This window comes from Nocardiopsis coralliicola, from assembly GCF_054779695.1.
The window spans coordinates 18604-42327 of sequence record NZ_BAAGXT010000035.1 but is presented as its reverse complement, the minus strand read 5'-3'; the positions used below and the strand labels follow the sequence as shown (position 1 = coordinate 42327).

General features: G+C 74.3%; 16 protein-coding genes. 13 read left to right on the top strand and 3 right to left on the bottom strand.

The window, feature by feature from the left end; translation table 11 throughout:
• Positions 1-4 precede the first annotated feature (4 nt).
• Both rimI and tsaD read left to right on the top strand, forming a co-directional pair.
• The gene (rimI, locus tag ACYVGT_RS20750; RefSeq protein WP_460861065.1) at positions 5-457 is read left to right on the top strand and encodes a ribosomal protein S18-alanine N-acetyltransferase; all 453 of its coding nucleotides are present in this window, start codon (positions 5-7) and stop codon (positions 455-457) included.
• Entirely contained in the window at positions 454-1485 is a 1032-nt protein-coding gene (tsaD, locus tag ACYVGT_RS20745; protein ID WP_460861016.1) for a tRNA (adenosine(37)-N6)-threonylcarbamoyltransferase complex transferase subunit TsaD, read from the top strand. The genes rimI and tsaD overlap by 4 nt, the downstream gene beginning before the upstream one ends.
• A 544-nt stretch (positions 1486-2029) precedes the next feature.
• Here tsaD and ACYVGT_RS20740 read toward each other — a convergent pair.
• Together ACYVGT_RS20740 and ACYVGT_RS20735 are read right to left on the bottom strand one after the other, a co-directional pair.
• Positions 2030-3790, bottom strand: a complete 1761-nt coding sequence (locus ACYVGT_RS20740; RefSeq protein WP_460861014.1) for a coiled-coil domain-containing protein — start codon at positions 3788-3790, stop codon at positions 2030-2032.
• Between the two features lie 339 nt (positions 3791-4129).
• Positions 4130-5428 (bottom strand): THUMP-like domain-containing protein, encoded by a 1299-nt coding sequence (locus ACYVGT_RS20735; protein WP_460861012.1) that lies wholly within the window; start codon positions 5426-5428, stop codon positions 4130-4132.
• Positions 5429-5618: 190 nt separating this feature from the next.
• Between ACYVGT_RS20735 and groES the strand changes: the two genes are divergently transcribed.
• The 9 genes from groES (at position 5619) to ACYVGT_RS20690 (ending at position 17517) form a co-directional block, all read left to right on the top strand.
• Entirely contained in the window at positions 5619-5930 is a 312-nt protein-coding gene (groES, locus tag ACYVGT_RS20730; protein ID WP_460861010.1) for a co-chaperone GroES, read from the top strand.
• Positions 5931-6092: 162 nt separating this feature from the next.
• Positions 6093-7706, top strand: coding sequence for a chaperonin GroEL (groL, locus tag ACYVGT_RS20725; RefSeq protein WP_460861009.1), 1614 nt, complete (start codon positions 6093-6095; stop codon positions 7704-7706).
• Positions 7707-7849: 143 nt separating this feature from the next.
• Positions 7850-8491 (top strand): RNA polymerase sigma factor ShbA, encoded by a 642-nt coding sequence (shbA, locus tag ACYVGT_RS20720; RefSeq protein WP_460861006.1) that lies wholly within the window; start codon positions 7850-7852, stop codon positions 8489-8491.
• 203 nt (positions 8492-8694) lie between these two features.
• Positions 8695-9105, top strand: a complete 411-nt coding sequence (locus ACYVGT_RS20715; RefSeq protein WP_460861003.1) for a VOC family protein — start codon at positions 8695-8697, stop codon at positions 9103-9105.
• 170 nt (positions 9106-9275) lie between these two features.
• Complete coding sequence (guaB, locus tag ACYVGT_RS20710; RefSeq protein WP_460861001.1) at positions 9276-10769, top strand: IMP dehydrogenase; 1494 nt, start codon at positions 9276-9278, stop codon at positions 10767-10769.
• Between the two features lie 193 nt (positions 10770-10962).
• Positions 10963-12069, top strand: a complete 1107-nt coding sequence (locus ACYVGT_RS20705; RefSeq protein WP_460861061.1) for a GuaB3 family IMP dehydrogenase-related protein — start codon at positions 10963-10965, stop codon at positions 12067-12069.
• A 52-nt stretch (positions 12070-12121) separates the two neighbouring features.
• Positions 12122-12898, top strand: a complete 777-nt coding sequence (locus tag ACYVGT_RS20700) for a lysozyme family protein (RefSeq protein ID WP_460861057.1) — start codon at positions 12122-12124, stop codon at positions 12896-12898.
• 49 nt (positions 12899-12947) lie between these two features.
• A complete protein-coding gene (locus tag ACYVGT_RS20695) occupies positions 12948-14672 on the top strand; it encodes a glycerol-3-phosphate dehydrogenase/oxidase (RefSeq protein ID WP_460860998.1) in 1725 nt (574 codons plus the stop codon).
• Between the two features lie 595 nt (positions 14673-15267).
• On the top strand, positions 15268-17517 hold the full coding sequence (locus tag ACYVGT_RS20690) for a glycosyltransferase family 2 protein (protein WP_460860995.1): 2250 nt from the start codon (positions 15268-15270) through the stop codon (positions 17515-17517).
• A 348-nt stretch (positions 17518-17865) separates the two neighbouring features.
• On the opposite strand, the gene ACYVGT_RS20685 is transcribed toward ACYVGT_RS20690, so the two are convergent.
• Positions 17866-18816, bottom strand: a complete 951-nt coding sequence (locus ACYVGT_RS20685; RefSeq protein ID WP_460860993.1) for an NADP-dependent oxidoreductase — start codon at positions 18814-18816, stop codon at positions 17866-17868.
• Between the two features lie 186 nt (positions 18817-19002).
• Here ACYVGT_RS20685 and ACYVGT_RS20680 point away from each other — a divergent pair, with 186 nt between their 5' ends.
• Both ACYVGT_RS20680 and ACYVGT_RS20675 read left to right on the top strand, forming a co-directional pair.
• On the top strand, positions 19003-20649 hold the full coding sequence (locus tag ACYVGT_RS20680) for a 3' terminal RNA ribose 2'-O-methyltransferase Hen1 (RefSeq protein ID WP_460860991.1): 1647 nt from the start codon (positions 19003-19005) through the stop codon (positions 20647-20649).
• Complete coding sequence (locus ACYVGT_RS20675; RefSeq protein ID WP_460860989.1) at positions 20646-23651, top strand: polynucleotide kinase-phosphatase; 3006 nt, start codon at positions 20646-20648, stop codon at positions 23649-23651. The genes ACYVGT_RS20680 and ACYVGT_RS20675 overlap by 4 nt, the downstream gene beginning before the upstream one ends.
• Positions 23652-23724 lie beyond the last annotated feature (73 nt).

Genomic DNA, 23724 nt, shown 5'->3' with positions numbered 1-23724 from the left:
GGGGATGACCGCCGGCGACGTGCCCGCCGTGATGGCGATGGAGCACGACCTGTTCGGCGCGGACGCCTGGAGCGAGGCCATGCTCCGCTCCGAACTCGCCGAGCCGACCCGGCACTACTACGTCGCCGAGGCGGACGGGGCCGTCGTGGGCTACGCCGGCCTGCGCTCCGTTCCGCCCGAGGGCGACGTGCAGACGATCGCGGTCGAGTCCGGCCACCAGGGCGGCGGCGTCGGCCGCGCGCTGCTCCGCCGGCTGCTGCAGGAGGCGCTGGACCGCGGCGCCACCGAGGTCTTCCTGGAGGTCCGCTCGGACAACCCGCGCGCCCAGGACCTCTACCGGAGGTACGGCTTCGCCGAGATCGGCCTGCGCCGCAAGTACTACACCGATGCCGACGCGATCGTGATGCGCCGCTCGGCGACACCGGCCGAGCGGGCCGGCGAGGAGGGCATCTCATGAGCGATCCGCTGATCCTGGGCATCGAGTCGTCCTGCGACGAGACCGGCGTCGGCCTGGTCCGCGGGTGCACACTGCTCGGCCAGGACGTGGCCTCCAGCGTCGACCAGCACGCCCGCTTCGGCGGCGTGGTGCCGGAGGTCGCCAGCCGCGCCCACCTGGAGGCGATGGTGCCGACCGTGCACCGCGCGCTGGACAAGGCGGGCGTGCAGCAGAGCGATGTGGACGCCGTCGCCGTCACCGCGGGGCCGGGACTGGCCGGCGCGCTGCTGGTCGGCGTCTCCGCAGCCAAGGCGTACGCGATGGCGCTCGACGTGCCGCTGTACGGCGTGAACCACCTGGTGGGACACGTCGCGGTGGACCAGCTGGAGCACGGCCCGCTGCCGTCCCCGGCGGTGGCTCTGCTGGTCTCCGGCGGGCACACCTCGCTGCTGCTCGTCAACGACCTGGCGACCGACGTGCGCTCGCTCGGCGACACGGTGGACGACGCGGCCGGCGAAGCCTACGACAAGGTCGCCCGGCTGCTCTCGCTGCCCTACCCGGGCGGCCCGCCGATCGACGCCGAGGCCCGCAGCGGCGACCCGTCGGCGATCCGCTTCCCGCGCGGCAAGTGGGGCGACGGCACCTACGACTTCTCCTTCTCCGGCCTGAAGACCGCGGTCGCCCGCTGGGTGGAGGACGCCGGCCGCCGCGGCGTCGACCTTCCGGTCGCCGACATCGCCGCCGGCTTCCAGGAGTCGGTGGTGGACGTGCTGACCCGCAAGGCGGTCGACGCCTGCCGGGACAACGGCGTCGGCACCCTCGTCATCAGCGGCGGTGTGGCAGCCAACTCCCGGCTGCGGGCACTGGCCGAGGAGCGCTGCGCGGCCGCCGGGATCGACCTCCGCGTCCCCCGCCCGGGCCTGTGCACCGACAACGGGGCCATGATCGGCGCCCTCGGCGCCGAGGTGGTCCGGGCGGGCCTGCCGCCGTCCCGCCTGGACCTGGCCACCGACACGTCACTTCCAGTCACCCAGCCCCTGGCACCCTGACCCGGCCGCGGACCGGTACCACTCGACGCCGGCGCGGCCCCTCCGGACGCCGGGAAGACAGCACTCTGGAGGCCTGCGAGAGCACTCGCGCAATGTGGCCACGATCAGGTCGCCCGAGATGTCATTACGGTAACGCCCCGCGTTATCGCAGTTCAGCTCTTGTGACTCCCGCGAACGCGGGAATGGACCGCGGTGGCGGTGTAGACGGTCCAGCGGTGCCCGGTGACTCCCGCGAACGCGGGAATGGACCCGAGCGTCAGCACCTCGAACAGCTTGTCGAGGGGGCGTCCCGCACTGCGGGGGGCGGCTCAGGAAATGCCGTGTACACCCGGCACACAGCAGTCGGGCCCGAGTCCCTGAGGGACTCGGGCCCGACCCCGTTCTGAGCTATCCGGACGCGGTGTCACCCGCAACGACGGTAGGAAACCGCGGGTTGCGGGGGGTGCGGGGGTCGTCACCCCGCCCGGAGGCTCTGGCGCGGGGGGTCGTCACCCCGCCCGGAGGCTCTGGCGCGAGGGCCCGTCACCCCGCCCGGAGGCTCTGGCTACTCGTCGTCCTCGTCGTCGTCCCGGCGGCGCTTCTTCTTGCCGTCGCGGCCGGGGCGCAGCAGTGCCTCGGCGAGGGCGAGCATCGTCTCTTCAAGGGCCGCGAGGCGCTTGGTGACGTCGTCGTGGGAGGTCTCGACGGCCTCGGTGAGGGCCTCTTCGAACTCGTGGCGGTCCGGGCGGGCCTGAATCTCCTTGGCGAGCGGGTCGAGGGAGGTGTCCAGGCGGGTGAAGAGCGTGTCGAAGCGGTCGCCGTGGTCGACCACCGGACGCTCGGCCAGCTCGCTCAGGCGGCGGTGCAGCTCGGAGACCTCCAGCGAGGCCGGGAGCTGGGTGAGGCGCTGGTTCACGGCCTCCAGCCGGTCGTCGACCGCCTCCATGCGGCCGTCCACCCCGTCCAGGTGCCCGTTGACGCCGTCGAACCGGCCCTCGACGCCGTTCATCCGGCCGTCCAGGCCGTCCAGGCGGCCGTTGACGCCGTCGAAACTGCCCTCGAAGTGGCCCTCGAAGGTGTCGAACCGGTCCGAGAGCCGGCCCAGCCCCTGCTCGAACGAGGCCGTCACCGACGTCTCGTGGCCGTCCAGCCGCTCGGTCACCGCCGCCTTGTGCTCCTCGTACAGCGACGCGAGCGCCTCGTGCCGCGCGTCGCCCTTCTCCGCCTGCTCGGACAGCGCCGACTCCAGCGCCGTCTGCGTCTGCGCCAGCTGCGCAGCGAGGTGCTCGCGGGCCTGCTCGTCGCGGTCCCGCAGCTCGCCGGAGTGCACGTCCAGCTGCTCGTGCAGCTCCGCCAGCCGGTCCCGCAGGTGCCCGCGCAGCTCGCCGAGGCGCGCCTCGGTGTCCGCGGAGAGCTTGCCGACGGCCGCACTGGCGTCCGCGACTCCGGCCGCGGCGTCCGCGTGGTTCTCCTCGGCCTGCTTGGCGATCTTCGCCGCCGCCGCGGCCAGCTCCTCGGCCAGCCCGGTGCGGACCCGCTCCAGCTCCTCGGCGGCACCGGTGCGCGCGGACTCCACGTCGGCGGCGAGCCCGCTCCGGGTCTGCTCCAGGTCGGCGGCGATGCCGGCGCGCACCTGCTCCAGGTCGGCCGAGACCGCGTCGCGGCGCTCGTCGAGCCGCTGCTCCAGCCGCTCGTTCAGCCCCGTCTCCACCGTGGAGAGCAGGTCGGCGAGCGCGGTGGACAGCGACGACTCGATGCCGTCCAGGCGGGTGCCGAGCGCCTCGTGCCGCTCCTGCTGCTCCGCCGCGAGGGACTCCAGCCGCGCAGCGAGTGCCTCGTGCCGCTCCTCCTGCGCGGTCGCCAGCGCCGACAGCCGCTCGGCCACCGACTCGACCTCCGCGTGCGTGCGCAGGTTCGCCTCGGCGAGCGCCTTGATCCGGTCCAGGGCGGTGCCGACGTGGTCGGAGACGCCGCGCACGTCGGAGCGGAGGGCCGGCAGCTCGGAGAGCGGCTTGACGCGCTGGCCCACCATCTCGATGTGCTCGGCGAGGGTCTCCGCCCACTCCGGTGCACGGGAGGTGAGGTCGTCGACGCGGGAGCGGACCTCGGCGACCGACTCGGTCAGGGAGGCGAACTCGCGCTCGCGCATCTCCCGGAGGAGCCATTCCATGCCCTCCAGGCGCTGCCGCATCTCCTCGGAGACGGCGCCCTGCGACTTCTGCTCGGTCACCTGCTCCTGCGCGGCCCGGGAGAGCAGGTCGCGCATGCGGTCGGAGATCCCGGTCTGCCCTCCTCCGTTGAGGAAGTTGTGGCTGGACTGTTCCACCGAGGTGCTCCTTCGAATGTCTCGATCGGCCACCGGGCGCTGAGGGGGCGTCCGGCGGCTGTGCGCCGACGGTCAGATGCGGGCGATCCGTGCACACTCCGCTGCGATGCGCCTGCGGCGAGTGATGGTATCGGCTGCGGAGGAGGCCCGGGGGTCCGGGCTCAGTCGGCGGATCCGCGGCTGTGGGGGGCGGGGGGCTACCGGCGCTCAGTGTAACGACACGCGGCTCCGCCGCCGTGGGCGGATGTGGAAGGTCGATTCTGGGATGGTTCGGGGCTTTCGTCGGTGATGGCGGTATTCGCGGCGGTGCCCGGGCGCGTCCGGGTCCGGCCGCGGCGGTCACCCTCCGTCGGCGCCGTGACCGGCGGCGGGAAGCGCCGAACACACCAGGCACCAGGGCCGCTCGCCGATCCTGGTGAGCACCACGACCGCCGATCCGGGGCCGGACGGGCGGAGGTCGCGGCGGAGCCGTTCGACGTCGACGGCCGATCCGCGTTTCTTAATCGTTACGGTCCCCACCTCTCGCGCGCGCAGTTCGGCGCGCAGCCGCTTGAGCGAGAACGGGAGCGCGGCGTGCACCTCGTAGCCGGAGCAGAACGGGGTGGCGGTGCGGCGGTCGCTGGTGATGTAGGCGATCCGCGGGTCCAGCAGTGCACCCCCGACCAGCTCGGCCGCCTCCGCCACCAGGTGTGCGCGGACCACGGCGCCGTCCGGCTCGTAGAGGTAGCGGCCCGGGCCGTCCGCCACCGGCGCCGACGCCTCCTCCTCGCCTCCGGTGAGCGTGGCCGGCTTCTCCGGCGCGGCGGAGCGGATCAGCGTGGCCCGCCGCGGCACGTCGGCCAGCGCGCCGTACCAGAGCGCCGCCTCCTTCACCTCGCCGTCGACCGAGACCCACTCCGCCGACGCGCCGGTGCGCGAGAACGGCCCGATCCGCTCGTGCGGGATGCCCGGCGCCGCCTTCAGGCAGGCGCCCGGCGCCGCCGCGGCCAGCTCCTCGGCCACGCCCCACGGCGGGCTGTAGGAGTCGGGGTCGAACACGCGGCCGCGCGCACCGCGCCGCGCCGGGTCGCAGAAGACCGCGCCGTACCGGCCCGGGGGAGCGCTGTCCGGCCCGACCTCGCCCACCGACACCGCCATCCGGCCGGCCGCGCCGAGCGCCTCGGCGTTGGCCGCGGCGACGGCGGCGGTGAACGGGTCGGCGTCGACCGCCTCGACCGACAGCCCCGCCTCGGCGAGGGCGAGTGCGTCGCCGCCTATGCCGCAGCAGAGGTCCGCCACCGGAGAGCCGGCGGGAAGGGCGCCGGAGGCGAACGCCGCCGCGAACCGCGCGGCCCGGTGCCGGGCCACCTCGGTGCGGGTGGACTGCTCCAGTCCGGCCGGTGTGAAGAACATTCGCTCGGCGGCCGCACCGAACTTGGCCCGTCCCCGCGCCCGCAGCCCGACCTGCGTGAGGGCGGCCGCGGCGGCCTCGGCCGGTGCGGCGCCGGGCAGCGGGTCGCGCTCGGCGGCGGACCGGACCGCCGCTGCGGCGCGCAGCGGATCGCCTTCGCGGGCGGCCTCCGCGGCCGCCGCAAGCAGCCGTGCGCCGGCCGCCGTCTGCAGCGCCGCCAGCGCCGCAATTCCCTGCTCAGCAGGCAATGTGTCCCCCGTGACCTGTTGTTTGACGCACCCGTTGACCCGGGCTAGTGTTCGGTATTGGCACTCTCCACGCTAGAGTGCTAACCGCGACGAGGCCGGTCTGGCACCCGCGACGGCAGGCCGCCGTGGTCGCCCCTTTTGACAAGAATGCCGTTTCGCATGATCGAACCTGAAGGGGGAGGTCACAACCGTGTCGACCGCCACCAAGACCGTCCTGAAGCCGCTTGAGGACCGCGTCGTCGTCAAGACGCTCGAGGCCGAGCAGACCACCGCCTCCGGCCTGGTCATCCCGGACACCGCCAAGGAGAAGCCCCAGGAGGGCGAGGTTCTGGCCGTGGGCCCGGGCCGCTGGGACGACGAGGGCGAGAACCGCATCCCGCTCGACGTCAAGGTCGGCGACGTCGTGCTCTACAGCAAGTACGGCGGCACCGAGGTCAAGTACGACAACGAGGAGTTCCTCGTGCTCTCCGCCCGCGACCTGCTCGCGGTCGTCGAGAAGTAGCGAGAGCCAGAGTTCCTCGGCCGCCGGCGCAGCGGCCGGTCCCGCCCGCCTCTATCGGGCGGGCCCGGCCGGCGCCGCGGCTTCCGCCCCGGCCGGCACCTGCCGGGCGGGGCGTTCTCGTTCCGCCGTATTCGCACCTATCCGAATGGGGTAGCCCAGAGCATGGCCAAGATCCTGGAGTTCGAGGACGACGCCCGCCGCGCGCTCGAGCGCGGCGTGGACCGCCTCGCCGACGCGGTCCGCGTGACGCTCGGCCCGCGCGGCCGCAACGTCGTCATCGACAAGAAGTTCGGCGCTCCGACCATCACCAACGACGGCGTCACCGTCGCCCGCGAGGTGGAGCTGGAGGACCCCTACGAGGACCTGGGGGCCCAGCTGGTCAAGGAGGTCGCCACCAAGACCAACGACGCCGCCGGCGACGGCACCACCACCGCCACGGTGCTGGCGCGCGCCCTGGTCAAGGAGGGGCTGCGCAGCGTTGCCGCCGGCGCCTCCCCGATGTCGCTCAAGGCCGGCATCGACCAGGCCGCCCAGAAGGTCTCCGACGTCCTGCTGGAGCGCGCCCGCGAGGTCGGCGAGCGCGCCGACATCGCCTACGTCGCCACCAACTCCGCCCAGGACGACCAGATCGGCGACATGATCGCCGAGGCGTTCGACAAGGTGGGCAAGGACGGTGTCATCACCGTCGAGGAGTCCCCCGCCATGGGGCTCGAGCTCGAGTTCACCGAGGGCATGCAGTTCGACAAGGGCTACATCTCGCCCTACTTCGTGACCGACGGCGACCGCCAGGAGGCGGTCCTCGACGACGCGGTCATCCTGATCCACCAGGGCAAGATCTCCAGCCTCAACGAGCTGCTGCCGATGCTGGAGCAGATCGTCCAGCAGAAGAAGCCGCTGCTGATCATCGCCGAGGACGTCGACGGCGACGCGCTGGGCGCGCTGGTGCTCAACAAGATCCGCGGCGCGCTCAACGTCGCCGCGGTCAAGGCGCCCGGCTTCGGCGAGCGCCGCAAGGCGATGCTGCAGGACATCGCCACCCTCTCCGGCGGCCAGGTCATCTCCGAGGACGTCGGCCTGACCCTGGAGAACGCCGGCCTCGAGGTGCTCGGCTCGGCCCGCCGCATCACCGTCACCAAGGACGACACCACGATCGTCGACGGTGCCGGCGCGGAGGCCGAGGTCGCCGACCGCATCGCCCAGATCCGCCGCGAGATCGAGGCGAGCGACTCCGACTGGGACCGCGAGAAGCTCCAGGAGCGCCTGGCCAAGCTGGCCGGCGGCGTCTCGGTGCTGCGCGTCGGTGCGGCCACCGAGGTCGAGCTCAAGGAGAAGAAGCACCGGCTCGAGGACGCCATCTCGGCGACCCGCGCCGCCATCGAGGAGGGCATCGTCGCCGGCGGCGGCGTCTCCCTGGTGCACGCTGCCAGCTCGCTGGACGGCCTCGGCCTCACCGGCGACGAGGCCACCGGCGCCGGCATCGTCCGCGCCGCCCTGGTCGAGCCGGCCCGCTGGATCGCCGTCAACGCCGGCGAAGAGGGCTACGTGGTCACCCACAAGACCGCCGAGCTCGAGGTCGGCCACGGCTACAACGCCGCGACCGGCACCTTCGGCGACATGATGGCCGACGGCATCATCGACCCGGTCAAGGTCACCCGCTCCGCCGTGCAGAACGCCGCTTCCATCGCCGGGATGCTGCTCACGACCGAGGTCCTGGTCGTGGACAAGCCCGAGGAGGAAGAGGCCGAGGCCGGACACGGGCACGGCCACGGGCACTGATTCGCGGCGCCCTGCCTTATCATGCGTGCCCCGGGGAGCGCCCCGGGGCACGCGTGTTTTGCCCGGCATTTCCCCCGAATGTGATCATTCTGTATCCGGGGAACGTGACGTAAGGGTGGCGGAGGCGGGGCATGATGCGAAGCGTGAGGGATCAACGCGCCGCAGGGGGGACGCTGCGCGGACAGCGGGCACACCAGCGCGCAGCCGCCGAGCGCGCCCCGGAAGACCGGCTCCTCGACCAGCTGGGCTCGCGTGCGGTCCAGGGAGACCACGTTGCGGTGGACTCGCTGATCCGCGAGGTCCGGCCCATGGTGGTCCGCTACTGCCGCGCCCGGCTCTCCCGCGGCTCGCAGTCCTACGGCCAGCACTCCGACGACGTCGCCCAGGAGGTCTGCATCGCGCTGCTCGCGGCCCTGCCGCGGTACGAGGACCTCGGCCGGCCCTTCGCGTCGTTCGTGTTCGGCATCGCGGCCCACAAGGTGGCCGACGCACTGCGCGCCCAGACCCGCGCCGACGTGCCCACCGACGCGGTGCCCGACCACCCCGATGACGGGCCCGGCCCCGAGGAGGCCGCGGTGCGCCGCGCCGAGGCAGAGCGGGCCCGCGCACTCCTCACCGAACTCCCCGAACAGCAGCGACGGCTCCTCGTCATGCGGGTGATCGCCGGACTATCAGCGGATGAGACAGGACATGTACTCGGAATGTCGCCCGGCGCGGTACGGGTTGCCCAGCACCGAGCTCTTGCTCGGCTTCGGCGCCTGGCCGTGGCGAACCGCCTCTTTTAACGGGACGGGCGGCTCCGGCCAGTGCGGTGCGCGCCGCGTCCCCGGACCGCGCCGCTGCCCCCGCCCTTCGCGCATCCGCCGCAGCCACCCCTGCAGGCTCTGACCTGCCGCGGCCTGTCGCCCCGCTGCTGCAGCAGGGATCCCGGAGAATCGGGGGCCGGTGCACCGGCCCCGGCGCGCCCACCCCGACCGCGGAGGCGGACATGTCCATCGCGACCGAGAAGCGCGTCACCCCGTTCCTGATGTTCGAGGGGCAGGCGGAGGCCGCGATGGCCTTCTACACGTCCCTGTTCGACGACGCGGAGATCGTCGACGTCACCAGGTACGGACCCGGCGGAGACGGCCCGGAGGGCACCGTGGCGCAGGCGACGTTCCGGCTGGCGGAGCAGACCTTCCTGTGCATCGACAGCCCGGTCTCGCACGGCTTCGGCTTCACCCCCGCGGTGTCGCTCTTCGTCCAGTGCACCAGCCCCGCCGAGATCGACCGCCTCTTCGCCGCGCTGTCCGACGGCGGCGAAGTGCTGATGCCGCTGGACTCCTACGGATTCAGCGCCCGGTTCGGCTGGGTGAACGACCGGTTCGGGGTGTCCTGGCAGCTGAGCCTGTCTGCCTGAGCCCGCCGGCCGCATCCGGGCCCGGCCCGGACGGGCCCGCCCCGCCCCGCTGCGGGCCGTGTGAGTCCGCGCACTCTGCGCCCCCTGCCGCCCAGTTTCGCCGGACATGGCAAGAAGGCCGTGGTCAGCCGCCTAGGATGAGCACACACGCGCGAGTGGTTGGGATGGATATGACGCAGCTTTATTCGGGCGAGAGCGGCAAAGTCCTGCCGCCGGGGCTCACCTACGACGACGTCCTGCTCGTGCCGGGCTACTCCGACCTGCAGCCCGGCGAGGCCGAGACCGGGACCCGGCTGACCCGCTCGATCGAACTCCGCATCCCGCTGGTCTCCGCAGCCATGGACACTGTCACCGAGGCGCGGACCGCGGTCGCGATGGCCCGCCAGGGCGGCGCCGGCGTCCTGCACCGCAACCTCTCCGCCGAAGACCAGGCCGCGCAGGTGGACCTGGTGAAGCGGTCCGAGGCCGGCATGGTGACCGACCCCGTCACCTGCAGCCCCGACGACACCCTCGCCGACGTCGAGCGGCTCAGCGCGCACTACCGGATCTCCGGCGCGCCGGTCACCGACTCCGACGGCCGCCTGCTCGGCATGGTGACCAACCGCGACATGCGGTTCATCCACGACTCCAGCAGCCGGGTCGGCGACGTCATGACGCCGCTGCCGCTGATCACCGCGCCGGTCGGGGTCTCGCGCGACGAAGCGCTGCGCCTGCTGCGCACCAACAAGGTGGAGAAGCTCCCGCTGGTCGACGACGCCGGCCGGCTGCGCGGGCTCATCACCGTCAAGGACTTCATCAAGAGCGAGCAGTTCCCCGACGCCACCAAGGACGCCGACGGCCGCCTGGTCGTCGGCGCCGCCATCGGTGTCGGCGCCGACTCCGAGGAGCGCGCCAAGCTCCTCGTCGAGGCGGGCGCCGACTTCCTCGTCGTGGACACCGCGCACGGCCACTCGGCCGGCGTGCTGGAGATGGTGGCCCGGATGAAGGCCAACACCTCGGTCGACGTCATCGGCGGCAACATCGCGACCCGCGCCGGAGCCCAGGCCCTGGTCGACGCGGGCGCCGACGCCGTGAAGGTCGGCGTGGGCCCCGGCTCGATCTGTACCACCCGCGTCGTGGCCGGCGTCGGCGCACCGCAGGTCACCGCCGTGATGGAGGCGTCGAAGGCGGCCGGCCCGGCCGGCGTCCCGGTGATCGCCGACGGCGGCCTGCAGTTCTCCGGCGACATTGCCAAGGCCGTCGTGGCCGGTGCGAGCACCGTCATGCTGGGCAGCCTGCTGGCCGGCGTGGAGGAGAGCCCCGGCGAACTCATCTTCATCAACGGCAAGCAGTACAAGGCCTACCGCGGCATGGGCTCGCTCGGCGCGATGCGCGGCCGCTCCTTCTCCAAGGACCGCTACTCGCAGGCCGACATCAGCACCGAGGAGAAGCTCATCCCGGAGGGCATCGAAGGCCAGGTGCCCTACCGCGGCCCGCTCCAGGCTGTGGCGCACCAGCTGGTCGGCGGCCTCCGCCAGTCCATGTGGTACGCCGGCGCGCGCACCGTCGACGACCTGCGCGAGAACGCCCGCCTGATGCAGATCACCGCGGCCGGACTCAAGGAGAGCCACCCGCACGACGTGCAGATGACCGTCGAGGCGCCCAACTACAGCGGCCGCCGCTGACGGCACCGCACGGCCCTCCCGCGCGCGGGCCTGCGCCCCGCGCACGGGCGGCCGCACGCGGACCGCGGGGCGCGCCGCCGGCCCTGCGCCGACGGCTCCGCACCACCCCGGGCAGGCACTGCCCGGGTACACTCGCCGCGGCGGCGACCGCCGCCGGCATGCACGTCACGAGGGGATCGAAGCGTTGGCTCAGGTGGAGATCGGGCTGGGCAAGAACGGGCGCCGCGCCTACGAGCTCGACGAGATCGGCATCGTGCCCGCACGCCGCACCCGCGACCCCGAAGAAGTGTCGATCGCCTGGCAGATCGACGCCTACCGGTTCGAGACGCCGCTGGTCGCCAGCCCGATGGACAGCGTCGCGTCGCCGGAGACCGTCGTCGCCGTCGGCAACCAGGGCGGCCTCGGCGTCCTCGACCTTGAGGGCCTGTGGACCCGCTACGAGGACCCGGCCCCGCTGCTCGCCGAGATCAGCGACCTCGGCGACGCCGCCGCCACCGCGCGGCTGCAGGAGATCTACAAGGCGCCGATCAAGGAGGAGCTGATCGGCCGCCGCATCGAGGAGATCCGCGCCGCCGGCGTCGTCACCGCGGCCCGCCTGTCGCCGCAGCGCACCGCGCAGTACCACAAGGCGGTGCTGGACGCGGGCGTCGACATCTTCGTGATCCGCGGGACCACCGTTTCGGCCGAGCACGTCTCCGGCCGCGCCGAGCCGCTCAACCTCAAGCAGTTCATCTACGACCTGGACGTCCCGGTCGTCGTCGGCGGCTGCGCCACCTACACCGCCGCCCTGCACCTGATGCGCACCGGCGCCGCCGGCGTGCTGGTGGGCTTCGGCGGCGGCGCCGGCCACACCACCCGCTCGGTGCTCGGCGTCGCGGTGCCGATGGCCAGCGCCATCGGCGACGTCGCCGCCGCCCGCCGCGACTACCTGGACGAGTCCGGCGGCCGCTACGTGCACGTCATCGCCGACGGCGGCATGACCGGCAGCGGCGACATCGCCAAGGCGCTCGCCTGCGGCTCCGACGCCGTCATGGTCGGCTCTCCGCTCGCCCGCGCCGCAGAGGCGCCCGGCGCCGGCTACCACTGGGGCAGCGAGGCGCACCACGGCGAGCTGCCGCGCGGCGAGCGCGTGCCGGTCGGCACGGTCGGCGACCTGTCCGAGATCCTGCACGGCCCGGCCTCGGCCAGCGACGGGTCGATGAACCTCATGGGGGCGCTGCGCCGCACCATGGCCACCGCCGGCTACTCCGACCTGAAGGAGTTCCAGCGGGTCGAAGTCGTCGTCAACCCGCACCGCTGACCGCGCCACCCGCGTGCCGGACTCACGAGGGGCCCCGCCCCGGGGATCGGCCCTGTCCGCGGTGGTCTTCACCGTGCTGGGGGCCACCGTGCTGGCCGCCGCCGTCCTCGCGGCGGCGGCCGCCGTGCTGCTCGCGCCCACCCGCAGCAGCAGTCCCGCGCCGTCCGTGCCGCCCGGCGCCGCCGACATCCCGGTGCCCATCGAAGGCGGCGGCGCCGACGGCATGGCGCGGGAGCGCGGCTCGCCCGCGCCCCGCACCGCCGACGAGCAGGAAGCGCCGGCCGCCGCCGAATGGCTGGAGAGCACGGCCCGCAGCACCGGCATCGCCGAGCGCGCCCTGTTCGGCTACGCCTCCGCGCAGCTGGCGATGGAGCGCGAGCAGCCCGACTGCCGGGTGAGTTGGCCCACCCTGGCCGGGATCGGCTCGGTCGAATCGCGGCACGGCACCCTGGACGGCAGCGAGATCGGCGCCGACGGCCGCACCACCGAGGACATCATCGGCATCGCGCTGGACGGCAGCGGCGTCGAAGCCGTTCCGGACACCGACGGCGGCGCCTACGACGGCGACACCGAATGGGACCGCGCAGTCGGCCCGATGCAGTTCATCCCGGAGACCTGGGAGCGGTGGGGCGACGGTGATCCGCACAACATCGACGACGCCGCGCTGGCCGCCGCCCGGTACCTCTGCGCCGACTCCCGGAACCTCAGCGACGCAGGGGACTGGAACGATGCGGTGCTCTCCTACAACCGCTCGCAGGACTACGCCGCCGACGTATTGCGCAACGCCGACACCTACGCCACGGCGTCGCGTACCGCGGCCACCGGATGAATGCGGGTTAGCCTGAAGATCCCGGACGTTCCGTTGCGAGAGGCGTGAGATGACGACAGGACGCATGGGACCGGAGGAGCGCGACGGCGCGCTCGCGCACATGGCAGAGAACGAGCTGGACGTTCTCGTCGTCGGCGGCGGCATCGTCGGCGCCGGTGTCGCCCTGGACGCGGTGTCGCGCGGACTGTCGGTGGGCCTGATCGAGGCCCGCGACTTCGCTTCGGGCACCTCGAGCCGGTCCAGCAAGCTGATCCACGGCGGCCTGCGCTACCTGGAGCAGCTGGACTTCGAGCTGGTGCGCGAGGCGCTCACCGAGCGCGGCCTGCTGCTGCGGCGGCTCGCCCCGCACCTGGTGCGCCCGGTGCCGTTCCTCTTCCCGTTCACCAAGCACTGGGAGCGGCCCTACATCGGCGCCGGCGTGGCGCTCTACGACACGCTCGCCTTCTCCATGGGCGGTGAGCGCGGCCTGCCGCCGCACCGCCACCTCACCCGCAGCGGCGCGCTGCGGGTCTTCCCGGCGCTGCGCCGGGACGCGCTCGTCGGCGCCGTGCAGTACTGGGACGCGCAGGTCGACGACGCCCGCTACGTCCTCACGGTGCTGCGCACGGCCGCCTCCTACGGCGCCCGCATCGCGTCGCGCGTGGAGGCGTCGTCGTTCCTGCGCGAAGGCGAGCACGTGACCGGCGTGCGCGCCACCGACCTGGAGGACGGCCGCGAGTTCGACATCCGCGCCAAGCAGGTGGTGAACGCCGCCGGCGTGTGGACCGACGACATCCAGGAGATGGTCGGCGGCCGCGGCCAGATCCACGTGCGCGCCTCCAAGGGCATCCACCTCGTGGTGCCGCGGGACCGCATCCAGGCGTCGTCCGGCATGATCCTGCGCACCGAGAAGAGCGTGCTCTTCGTCATCCCGTGGGGACGGCACTGGATCATCGGCACCACCGACACCGAGTGGGACCTCGACAAGGCGCACCCGGCCGCGAGCCGCAGCGACATCGACTACCTGCTCGACCACGTCAACCGGGTGATCAAGGTGCCGCTGACCCGGGACGACGTCGAGGGCGTCTACGCCGGCCTGCGGCCGCTGCTGTCGGGGGAGTCCGACGAGACGTCGAAGCTCTCCCGCGAGCACATGGTGGCGCACCCGGTGCCGGGGCTGGTGCTGATCGCCGGCGGCAAGTACACGACCTACCGGGTGATGGCCCAGGACGCGGTCGACGCGGTCGCGCACGGCCTGGACGGCCGGATCCCGCCGTCCGTCACCGACCGGCTGCCGCTGGTCGGCGCGGACGGGTACGCGGCGCTGTGGAACCAGCGGCGCGGCATCGCGGCAAAGGCCGACCTGCACCCGTCCCGGGTGGCGCACCTGCTGCGCCGGTACGGGTCGATGATCGACCAGGTCCTGGCTCTGATGGAGGAGGACCCCACGCTGAAGGAGCCGCTCGCCGGCGCCGACGACTACCTCCGCGCCGAGGTCGTTTACGCGGTCCGCTACGAGGGCGCCCGCCACCTGGACGACGTGCTGTCCCGCCGCACCCGCATCTCGATGGAGACGTGGGACCGGGGGATCGCCGCCGCGGAGGAGGCCGGGCAGCTGGTCGCCGGCCCGCTCGGCTGGGACCGGGAGCGCACCGACCGCGAGGTCACCTACTACCGCAAGCGGATCGAGGCCGAGCGCGCCGCCCAGGAGCAGGACACCGACCAGGAGGCCGACGCCATCCAGCACGGCGCCCCGGAGATCGTCCCCGAAGACCGCCGCAAGACCAGCGCCTGAGGCTGACCGCACTCGCGCAGGGCCCGGCCGCCGATCCGGCGGCCGGGCCCTGCGCGAGCCGGCCCGGGTGCCGCTGCTGCTCGCGGCGGATCCGGACACCGCCAGCCGCCTCCGCCCGGCCCGGGGCGTGTCGGGTGGGCACCTGCCCTGCTGTGCTGAGCCTTGGCACGCCCCTCGCTGCGTTCTCCTCAGACGACAGGGAAAACCCGCCCTGACTCCTCCGTCGGCCTTTCGACGGGTGCACCGCCGACACCGCTCGCGACAAACGCCATCCACCCGACGCGCCCTAGCGCGGTGGGCCGGCTCGTTCCGCAGGCGGCCCTGCCGCCGCCGCACGGCGGGCGGTACCCATGGGTGGCGGCAGTGCGGCGCGGGTGCCGGCGCCTGCCCCCGGTGCGTGCCGTGGTGCTGCGCGGGCTCGGTGCCGGCTGCGTCCGATCGCTGCGGCGTGCGGCAGCGGGCGCGGTTTCCGCGCCGGGCCTCCGGGGCAGGTCGACCGTGTCGGTCGGGTTCGGGCGCCGGGCGCGTTTAGGCTGGTGGTGCCCGGGTTGCGCGCTCCGTCCCGGGCCCGGGGGACTGGGGCGCGGGGGTGCACATGGTCGTCGTCAGCGTGGTCGTAGCCGCCGGAGCGGACGAGGAAGGTCAGCGGGCGCTCGCGTCGACGCAGCGCTCCCTCGCCGCGCAGAGCATCGGCGCGGACACGGTCGAGACCCTCACCGCCGACCCCGGCGGCGGTGCCGGTACCGGAGGCGCCTGGAACGGCGCAGCGCGCCGCGCCACCGGCGAGTTCCTCGTCTTCCTGCGCGCGGGACAGCGCATGCCGCCGCACGCCCTGGGCGCCATGGCCGCCGGACTCCGCCGCTCCGGCGCCGACTTCGCCACCGAGGCGCCGCCCGGATCCTTCCTGGAAACGGTGGCGGGCACGCACGTCTCCGAGCGGCCCGCCCTGCTCGGCGACCGGTCCGCCGCCGGCCGGATGTGGCGCCGCGGCTTCTGGACCGCCGAAGGCACCCGCTTCCCCGAGCAGACCCCCATCGGCGACATGCGGGTCACCGTGCCGGCGCACTTCCGGGCCGCGGCCGTCGACGTCTACTCCACCGCGCTCGTCCTCGGCCCCGACCCCGCGGCGGTGCCCGCCAACGCGCCGCCCGAAGAGCTGTTCGCCGTGGTCCGCGCCACCTCGACGGCGGTCGCCGACGCCGCCGGCGACACCGCCCGCAACACCTGGGACGCCGAGGCGCTCCGCACCGACCTCGCCGTGTCCCTCGCCGACCTCGACGGCGACGACGCAACCGCGCGCGCTTCCTTCGCCGAGATCGCCAACGCCTACATCGACACGGTGGACCCCCGCGTCTTCCGCCGCCTTCCGGCGCTGCAGCGGCTCAAGTGGTACCTGGTCCGCCGGCACATGCTGGAGGAGCTGGCCCGGGTGCTGGCGTTCGAGCGCGAGTCCGGTCCGGACTGGGTGCGGGCGGATGCGCTCGCGGTCCGCCGCGGAACCCGCTGGTACGCCGACTACCCCTACCTGGGCGATCCGATCGCGGCCGTGCCGCAGGACGTCTACCGGATCGACGGCGACATGGAGGTGCTGCAGCGCGCCGAATCCGCGACCGCGGACGGTGCCCGCTTCACCGTGTCCGGCCGGCTCCACCTGGCCTTCCTCCCGCCCGACGGGCGCTTCCGCCAATACCTGCGCGCCTACGCCGTGAACGCCGGCACCGGGGCCCGCGCGCGCGTCCGGGTATCCGCGCACCGCGCGAACGTGCTCGGCCTTCCCCGGGGCGCCGTCACCCGGGACCGGGACTGGGGCGGCTACGAGATGGTGGTGGACGCCCGCGACCTGAAGGCCAACAAGGTGTGGCGGCCGGGGGAGTGGTCGGTGGAGCTGTGGGCGGTGAACCGCGGCGTGACGCGCCGGGCGACGCTCGCCTGGCCTGCCCCCGGGGCGGCGTCGCGGCCGGCGCCGTTCGAGGTCGAGCCGGACGTGTGGATCCGGCCGGAGTGGCGCGGCGCGGACGGGCTGCGGCTCGTCGTCGACCCGCTGCGGCTGCTGATCACCGGGGCCGAGTTCACCGGAACCGGCGAGGACACCGCGCTGGAGCTGCACGGACGCGCGGCCGACGACGTCGGGGACGGCGCCCTGCTCCGGATGCGGCGCCGACCGGGCGACGCGGTCACCGAGGTGCCGCTGCGCCGGGACCGGGCCGCCGGCACGTTCGCGGCGACCATCCCGGCCGCCGGCCTGCTCGACGGCTTCGACGCTCGGCACACGGCGGACGGCGGCCCCGACTCGGCCGAGACCTGGGACCTCTACCTCGCCGCCGAGGACGGGCTGACCGAGTGCCGCGTCGCGCTCGCGGACGCCGCCGCTGCGGGCGCCCGCGCCCGGGTCGCCGAGGACAGGGTGGTGGGCCTGGTGCCGGACGGGCCCGACTGGGCGGCGCTCCGCTGCGGACTGGAGCGGCCCGTCATCGCCGGCGCCGAGTGGACCGGTGGCGAACTGCGCGTCTCCGGTCCGTTCGGCGGGCCGGCCGGCGCAGCCGAGCTGGTCCTCACCGACCTGGCGACGGGCGAGCGCACCGTCCTCGACGCCGCGTGCGACGGCAGCGACTTCAGCGCCGTCCTCGCAGGCCCCGACACCGCACCGCCCGAAGGCCGCCACCGCCTGTCGCTCCGCCTCACCCTGCCCGGCACCGACAGCTCCCGCCGGCCCGTCGACGTCGACCCGCCCCTCCTCGCCGCGCTCCCCTTCCGCGGCACCGCCGCCGGCCGCCCCGCCTCGCTCGACGCCTCAGCCCCGTCGGCCCCCGTCCTCACCATCGGCCAGGAGGCCCTGCCGGGGTGAGAGGCGGCTTCGCGGGCAGTGGACTAGTCGCGGGGCGGGACTTGCGGCATAGGGGCAGGGCGGCTTCGCCGGCAGACTGATCGGCTCTGTTTCGCCGCTCTAGGCTGTTGCGCAACCAGAGCCACTGCGGGTCGCGGGGATCGGGCGGATCAGACCGCAGGCATGCGGGAGCCTGCGGTCGTAGCGGCCCGGTCCCGTGAACAGCCGCAACTCTGTCCGCTCACCAACCCCCAAGCGGCGGCACAGAGCGGAAGCCCCCGGCGAAGTCCTTGTCGTGATGCCGTGGGTCCCCCGGAGCAGACGGACTGCCGGCGAAGCCCTCCCCGCCTCCTGCCCCATCCGCCGCCTTCAGATGTGCAGGACGGTCTTTCCCCGCGTGTGGGCCTCGGCCAGGCGGGCCAAGGCGGCGGGGCCGCCGGTGAGCGGGGCCTCGTGGTCGAGCGTGAGGTGGAGGCGGCCGGCGGCCACCATGTCGGCGAGAGTGGCCAGGAGAGCGGAGCTGCCGCGGCTGCGGACGTTCTCGGCCCGGATCCCGCGGTGCGACAGGGCCTCGGGGTCGAGGGCACCCGTCGTGCTGACCGCCACCGCATCGCCGCCGCGCAGGAGCGGGAGCAGCGGTGCGACTCCGGCGGCGTCGTCGACCAGGTCGAGGACTGCATGCACGCCGTCCGGGCGCAGGCCGGCGACCTGGGCCGGCAGCCGTCCCGTGGTGTGGTCGACCGTCGCAGCGGCACCGAGCGACTCCAGCAGCTCCGCGTCGTCCTCCGTGGCGGCCGTCGCGATGACGTCGGCGCCCCGGTCCGCCGCGAACTGCACCGCCGACTGGCCGACGCCGCCGGTCGCGCCCACCACCAGCACCGTGCGGCCCGCCCCCACCGCCGCCGCATCCACCACGGCGAACGCGGCCATCGACGCCGTCGGCACGGCCGCCGCCAGCGCGAACGACATGCCGTCCGGCACCGGAGCCACCGCGTCCTCCTCGGTGGCCAGCGCGTACTCGGCGTAGCTGCCCAGGCCCAGCGGCAGGTTCATGAACTGGCCGAACACGGCGTCACCGGGGCGGAACGCCGTCACCCCCGAGCCGACCGCGGCGACCTCGCCCGCACCGTCGTTGCCGAGGATGAGCGGAAACCGGTGCGGAACCACGTCGCGCAGCGCCCCGCCGGCGACCTTCAGGTCGAACGGGTTGACGCCGGCCGCCCGCAGGCGCACTAGGAACATGCCCGGTCCGGGCTCCGGATCGGGTAGCTCCATCGACTCCGGATCGGCGCCGAAACCGGAAATGGCGATTGCGCGCATCGGACCGTCCCCCCTGCCGTGCCCGAGGCTGTGACGTGCAGTTTCCCTCTGCGCAAGCGCGGGTGCAACCACCTCCCCGCGCGCCCCACCCGCCCCGCGCGTTTTGCAAAGTCGCGAAACGCCGCAACAGCAGGCGATCTGGAGAAATCACTCGATCGGGATCGGGTTCTGCGCGACACTCAGTGCGTGCTGCTGACGATCACTACCGAGCTCCCCCCGGCGACCGACCTTGGACACCTGCTGCGCAAGCACCCGGACCGGGTGCAGACGTTCGGGCAGTCCTTCGGCACGGCACACGTGTTCTACCCCGAGGCGAGCGCGGAGCGCTGCACTGCCGCGCTCCTCCTCGAAGTCGACCCGGCCGCGCTGCGCCGCGCCCGCGCCCCCGCAGGCGGGGGGATGTCGCTCGCGTCCTACGTCAACGACCGGCCCTACACCGCATCGTCGCTGCTGTCCGTCGCGATCGGCGACGTGTTCCGCAGTGCCCTGCGCGGCGGCAGCGCGGAACGCCCCGACCTGGCCGCGCGCCCGATCCCGCTCACCCTCACGCTGCCGTCGGTGCCGTGCCGCGGCGGAGCAGAAGAGGCCCGCGCGCTCTTCGAGCCGCTGGGCTGGGCGGTCGACGCCGCCCCGGTGCCGGTCGACCCGGAGCTGCCGGACTGGGGCGACTCCCGGTACCTGTCGCTCACCCTCACCGGCGAGCAGCGCCTCGCCGACGCGCTCTCCCACCTCTACGTCCTGCTGCCCGTGATGGACCGCGCCAAGCACTACTGGGTGGCCTCCGATGAGGTCGACAAGCTCGTGCGCGCCGCCGGCGGCTGGCTCGGTGCGCACCCGCTGCGCCGCACGATCTCCCGCCGCTATCTGGCGCAGCGCCGTGCCCTCGCCCAGGCGGCGCTCGCCCAGCTCTCCGAGGCCGAGGGACCCGTCGCGGAGACCGGCGACGAGCCCGACGACCCTGCCGTGGAGCAGCCCGCGCCGGGACCGGACGGTGAGCGCGTGCACCGCGCAAAGGGGCGCGGCGATGCCGATGAGGCGGCCGGGGCGCTGAGCCGGGACGGTGCGCACGAAGCCGCCGGTGCGGACGCCGCCGCGTCGCCGTCCGGTGTTCCCGCCGATGCCGCGAGCGGGACCGCGGAAGCGGCGGATGGGGCACCGGCCGATGCCGCCGAGCCGCCGTCTGCCCCCTCTTCCTCTGACGCGGCGCCCAATTCGCCGGCGGAGGAGCGGCAGCCGCCGCTCGCCGCGCAGCGCGCCGAAGCGGTCGCTGCCGCACTGCGCGCCGAGGGCTCCAGCACCGTGCTCGACCTCGGATGCGGCACCGGAAGCCTGGTCGCGCGGCTGCTGCGCGACCCCTTCTTCCAGCGGGTCTCCGGCGCCGACGCCGCTCCGGGCACGGTGCTGCGGGCCCGCCGCCGGCTGCGCACCGACCGGATGGGGGAGGCGCAGGCGCGCCGCGTCGCCCTGTTCACCGCCTCCGCGGTCTACCGCGACGCGCGCTTCAAGGGCCACGACGCCATCGTCCTGATGGAGGTCGTGGAGCACGTCGACCCGGCGCGGCTGCCCGCGCTGGAGGATGCGGTGTTCGGCGCCGCTGCACCGCAGGCGGTCGTCGTCACGACCCCCAACGTCGAATACAACGTGCACTACGCGGGACTGCCGGAGGGTTCGCTGCGCCACGGCGACCACCGCTTCGAATGGACCCGCGCCGAGTTCGCCGACTGGGCCGACCGCGTGGCCGCAGCGCACGGCTACAGCGTCCGCTACGTCTCCGTCGGCACCGACGATCCGCAGACCGGCCCACCGACCCAGATGGGGGTGTTCACCCGATGACCGACGACGATCGCACGACCCCGGTGCCCAACGCCCCTGCCCGGGAATCCGACGGCGGCCTGCGCGCCTCCGCGCCAGACCACTGCGCCGCGCCCGGAGACGACGCGGGCCCGACCGGCGCCGCCGACGGATCCGCGGACACCACCGATCCCGTCGGCCCAAGCGCCGCGGGCTCCGTCGACTCCGTCGGACCGGTCCTCGGCGTTCCTGGCCGGCCCCGACGTGATGGCGCGCTTCCGGCCGGCACGGCGGACGATGCCGGCTCCGCCGGTGTGGCCGAGGCGGCACCTGGCGCCTCCGCGGATGCCGGCGCAACCTCTGCGACGGCGGCGGGGGCGTCCCAGCCTGCGGCGGCACCCGACCGCGGTGCCGCCCCGCCTGCCGGCGCGGCCGGTTCCGTCCCGGCCGGCGCCGCCGGCAGCGCCGCGGACACCACCGATCCCGTCGGCCCCGTGCTCGACGTGCCCGACCTGGCGCTCGTGGTGCTGGTGGGGCCGTCGGGGTCGGGCAAGTCGGTGTTCGCCGCGCGGCACTTCCTGCCGACCGAGGTCGTCTCGTCGGACCGCTGCCGCGCCGCCGTGGCCGACGACCCGACCGACCAGTCCGCGACCCCCGACGCGTTCGCGCTGCTCGACTTCACCGTGCGCACCCGGTTGCGCCGCGGGCTGCTCACCGTGGTCGACGCGACCAGTGTCCAGCGAGAGGCGCGCGCCGCGCTCCTCCGCGCAGCCAAGGACCACGACGTTCCGGCGGCCGCCATCGTGTTCGACGTGCCCGAGTCCCTGTCCCAGGCCCGCAACGCCGAGCGCACCGACCGCGCACCGGTCCCGCCGCACGCCGTCACCCGCCAGGCGCGCGACCTGCGCCGCGGGCTCAAGCGGCTCGGCAAGGAGGGCTTCCGCCGCGTGCACGTGCTGCGCGGCGCCGACGAGGCCGATGCGGCCCGCGTCGTCCGCGAGCGCTCCTGGAACGACCGCAAGGACCTGACCGGCCCGTTCGACATCATCGGCGACGTGCACGGCTGCCGCGCGGAGCTGGAGGAGCTTCTCGGCGAGCTCGGCTACACCGTGCACCGCGACGCCGACGGCCGCGCCGTCGGCGCCCGCCACCCCGAGGGGCGCACCGCCGTGTTCGTCGGTGACCTGGTCGACCGCGGCCCGGACACCCCCGGTGTCCTGCGCCTGGCCATGGGCATGGTCGGCGATGGCGATGCGCTGTGCGTCTCCGGCAACCACGAGAACAAGCTGGTCCGCGCGCTGAGGGGCCGCAAGGTCTCCACCGGGCACGGCCTCGCCGAGTCGCTGGATCAGCTTGCCGCGGCCGGTGCGGAGTTCACTGCCCGCGCGCGCGACTTCTGCGACGGCCTCATCGCGCACTATGTCCTGGACGGCGGACAGCTCGTCGTCGCCCACGCCGGCCTCAAGGAGGAGTACCACGGCCGCGCGTCGGGGCGCGTGCGATCGTTCGCGCTCTACGGCGAGACCACCGGCGAGACCGACGACCTCGGCCTGCCGGTCCGGCTCGACTGGGCGCAGGAGTACCGGGGCGCGGCCGCCGTCGTCTACGGCCACGTGCCCACGGCGTCGGCGACCTGGGTCAACAACACGATCTGCCTGGACACCGGCTGCGTCTTCGGCGGCCGGCTGACCGCGCTCCGCTACCCCGAGCGCACGCTGGTCGGCGTCGAGGCGCACCGCACCTGGTACGCCCCGCCGCGGCCGCTCGCCGCCGAGCCGGAGCGGACCGGCCCCGCCGTGGACGCCGCCGACGTCGGCGCCGACGCGGTTGCCGACGGCCGCCCTGTCATCGTCGACACCAGTTACGCCCCGGTGCGCGTGCCCCCGGAGCACGTGCTGGCCGCCCTGGAGTCGATGAGCCGGTTCGGCGCCGACCCGCGCTGGCTGATCTACCTGCCGCCGACCATGGCACCCGCCCCCACCTCGGCCGATCCTGCCCTGCTGGAGCGGCCGGCCGAGGCGTTCGAGCGGTACCGGACATGGGGCGTGGAGCGGGTGATCGCCCAGGAGAAGCACATGGGCTCGCGCGCCGTCGCGGTGGTCTGCCGCGACGCCGCGGCGGCCGAGCGCCGGTTCGTGCCCGGCCAGCTCGGCGCGGTCTACACCCGCACCGGACGGCCGTTCTTCCGCGACGCCGCCACCGAGGCGGAGGTCCTCGGCGACCTGCGCGCCGGCATCACCGCCGCCGGGCTCTGGGAGCGGCTCGACACCGACTGGATCGCGTTCGACGGCGAGCTGCTGCCCTGGTCGGCGAAGGCCGGCGGGCTGATCCGCGACCACTACGCGTCGGTCGGTGCCGCTGCCCGCGCCGCCCTGCCCGCGGCCGCCGCGGTGCTGGACGCGGCAGTGCAGCGCGGTCTCGACGTCGGTGGACTCGCGGCGCGCGTCGCCGAGGCGCGCGAGGACACCGACGCGTTCAGCCGCGTCTACCGCCGCTACACGTGGCCGGTGGAGGGCGCGGCCGGGCTGCGGTATGCGCCGTTCTCCGTGCTCGCCGCGGAGGGCGCCGCGTTCACCGACCGGGACCACCGCTGGCACATGGAGGTCGCCGAGCTGCTCGCCGAGCACTGCCCACTGGTGCGCACCACCCGGTACCTGGAGGTCGACACCGGCGATCCGGAGTCGACGGCGGCTGCCGACCGGTGGTGGCACTCGCTGGTCGACGCGGGCGGCGAGGGCATCGTGGTCAAGCCGCTGGCCGGCCTCGCGGCGAGCGGCAGCCGCGGCCTGCTGCAGCCGGGCCTGAAGGTCCGCGGGCCGGAGTACCTGCGCATCATCTACGGCGCCGACTACCTCCGCCCGGACCGGCTGGCGCGGCTGCGCGACCGCAAGCTGGGCCGCAAGTCCGGCTTGGCCCTGCGCGAGCACACCCTCGGCGTCGAGGCCCTCGCCCGCCACGCCGCCGGCGAGCCGGTCCACCGCGTCCACCAGCCCGTCTTCGCCGCACTCGCCCTGGAGGCGGACCCGGTCGACCCGCGCCTGTGAGGTGGCGGCGGCCCCGCGAACTGCGGGGCCGCCACCAACCGGACTATTGCTGCCGTGCCAGGGACACCAGGTC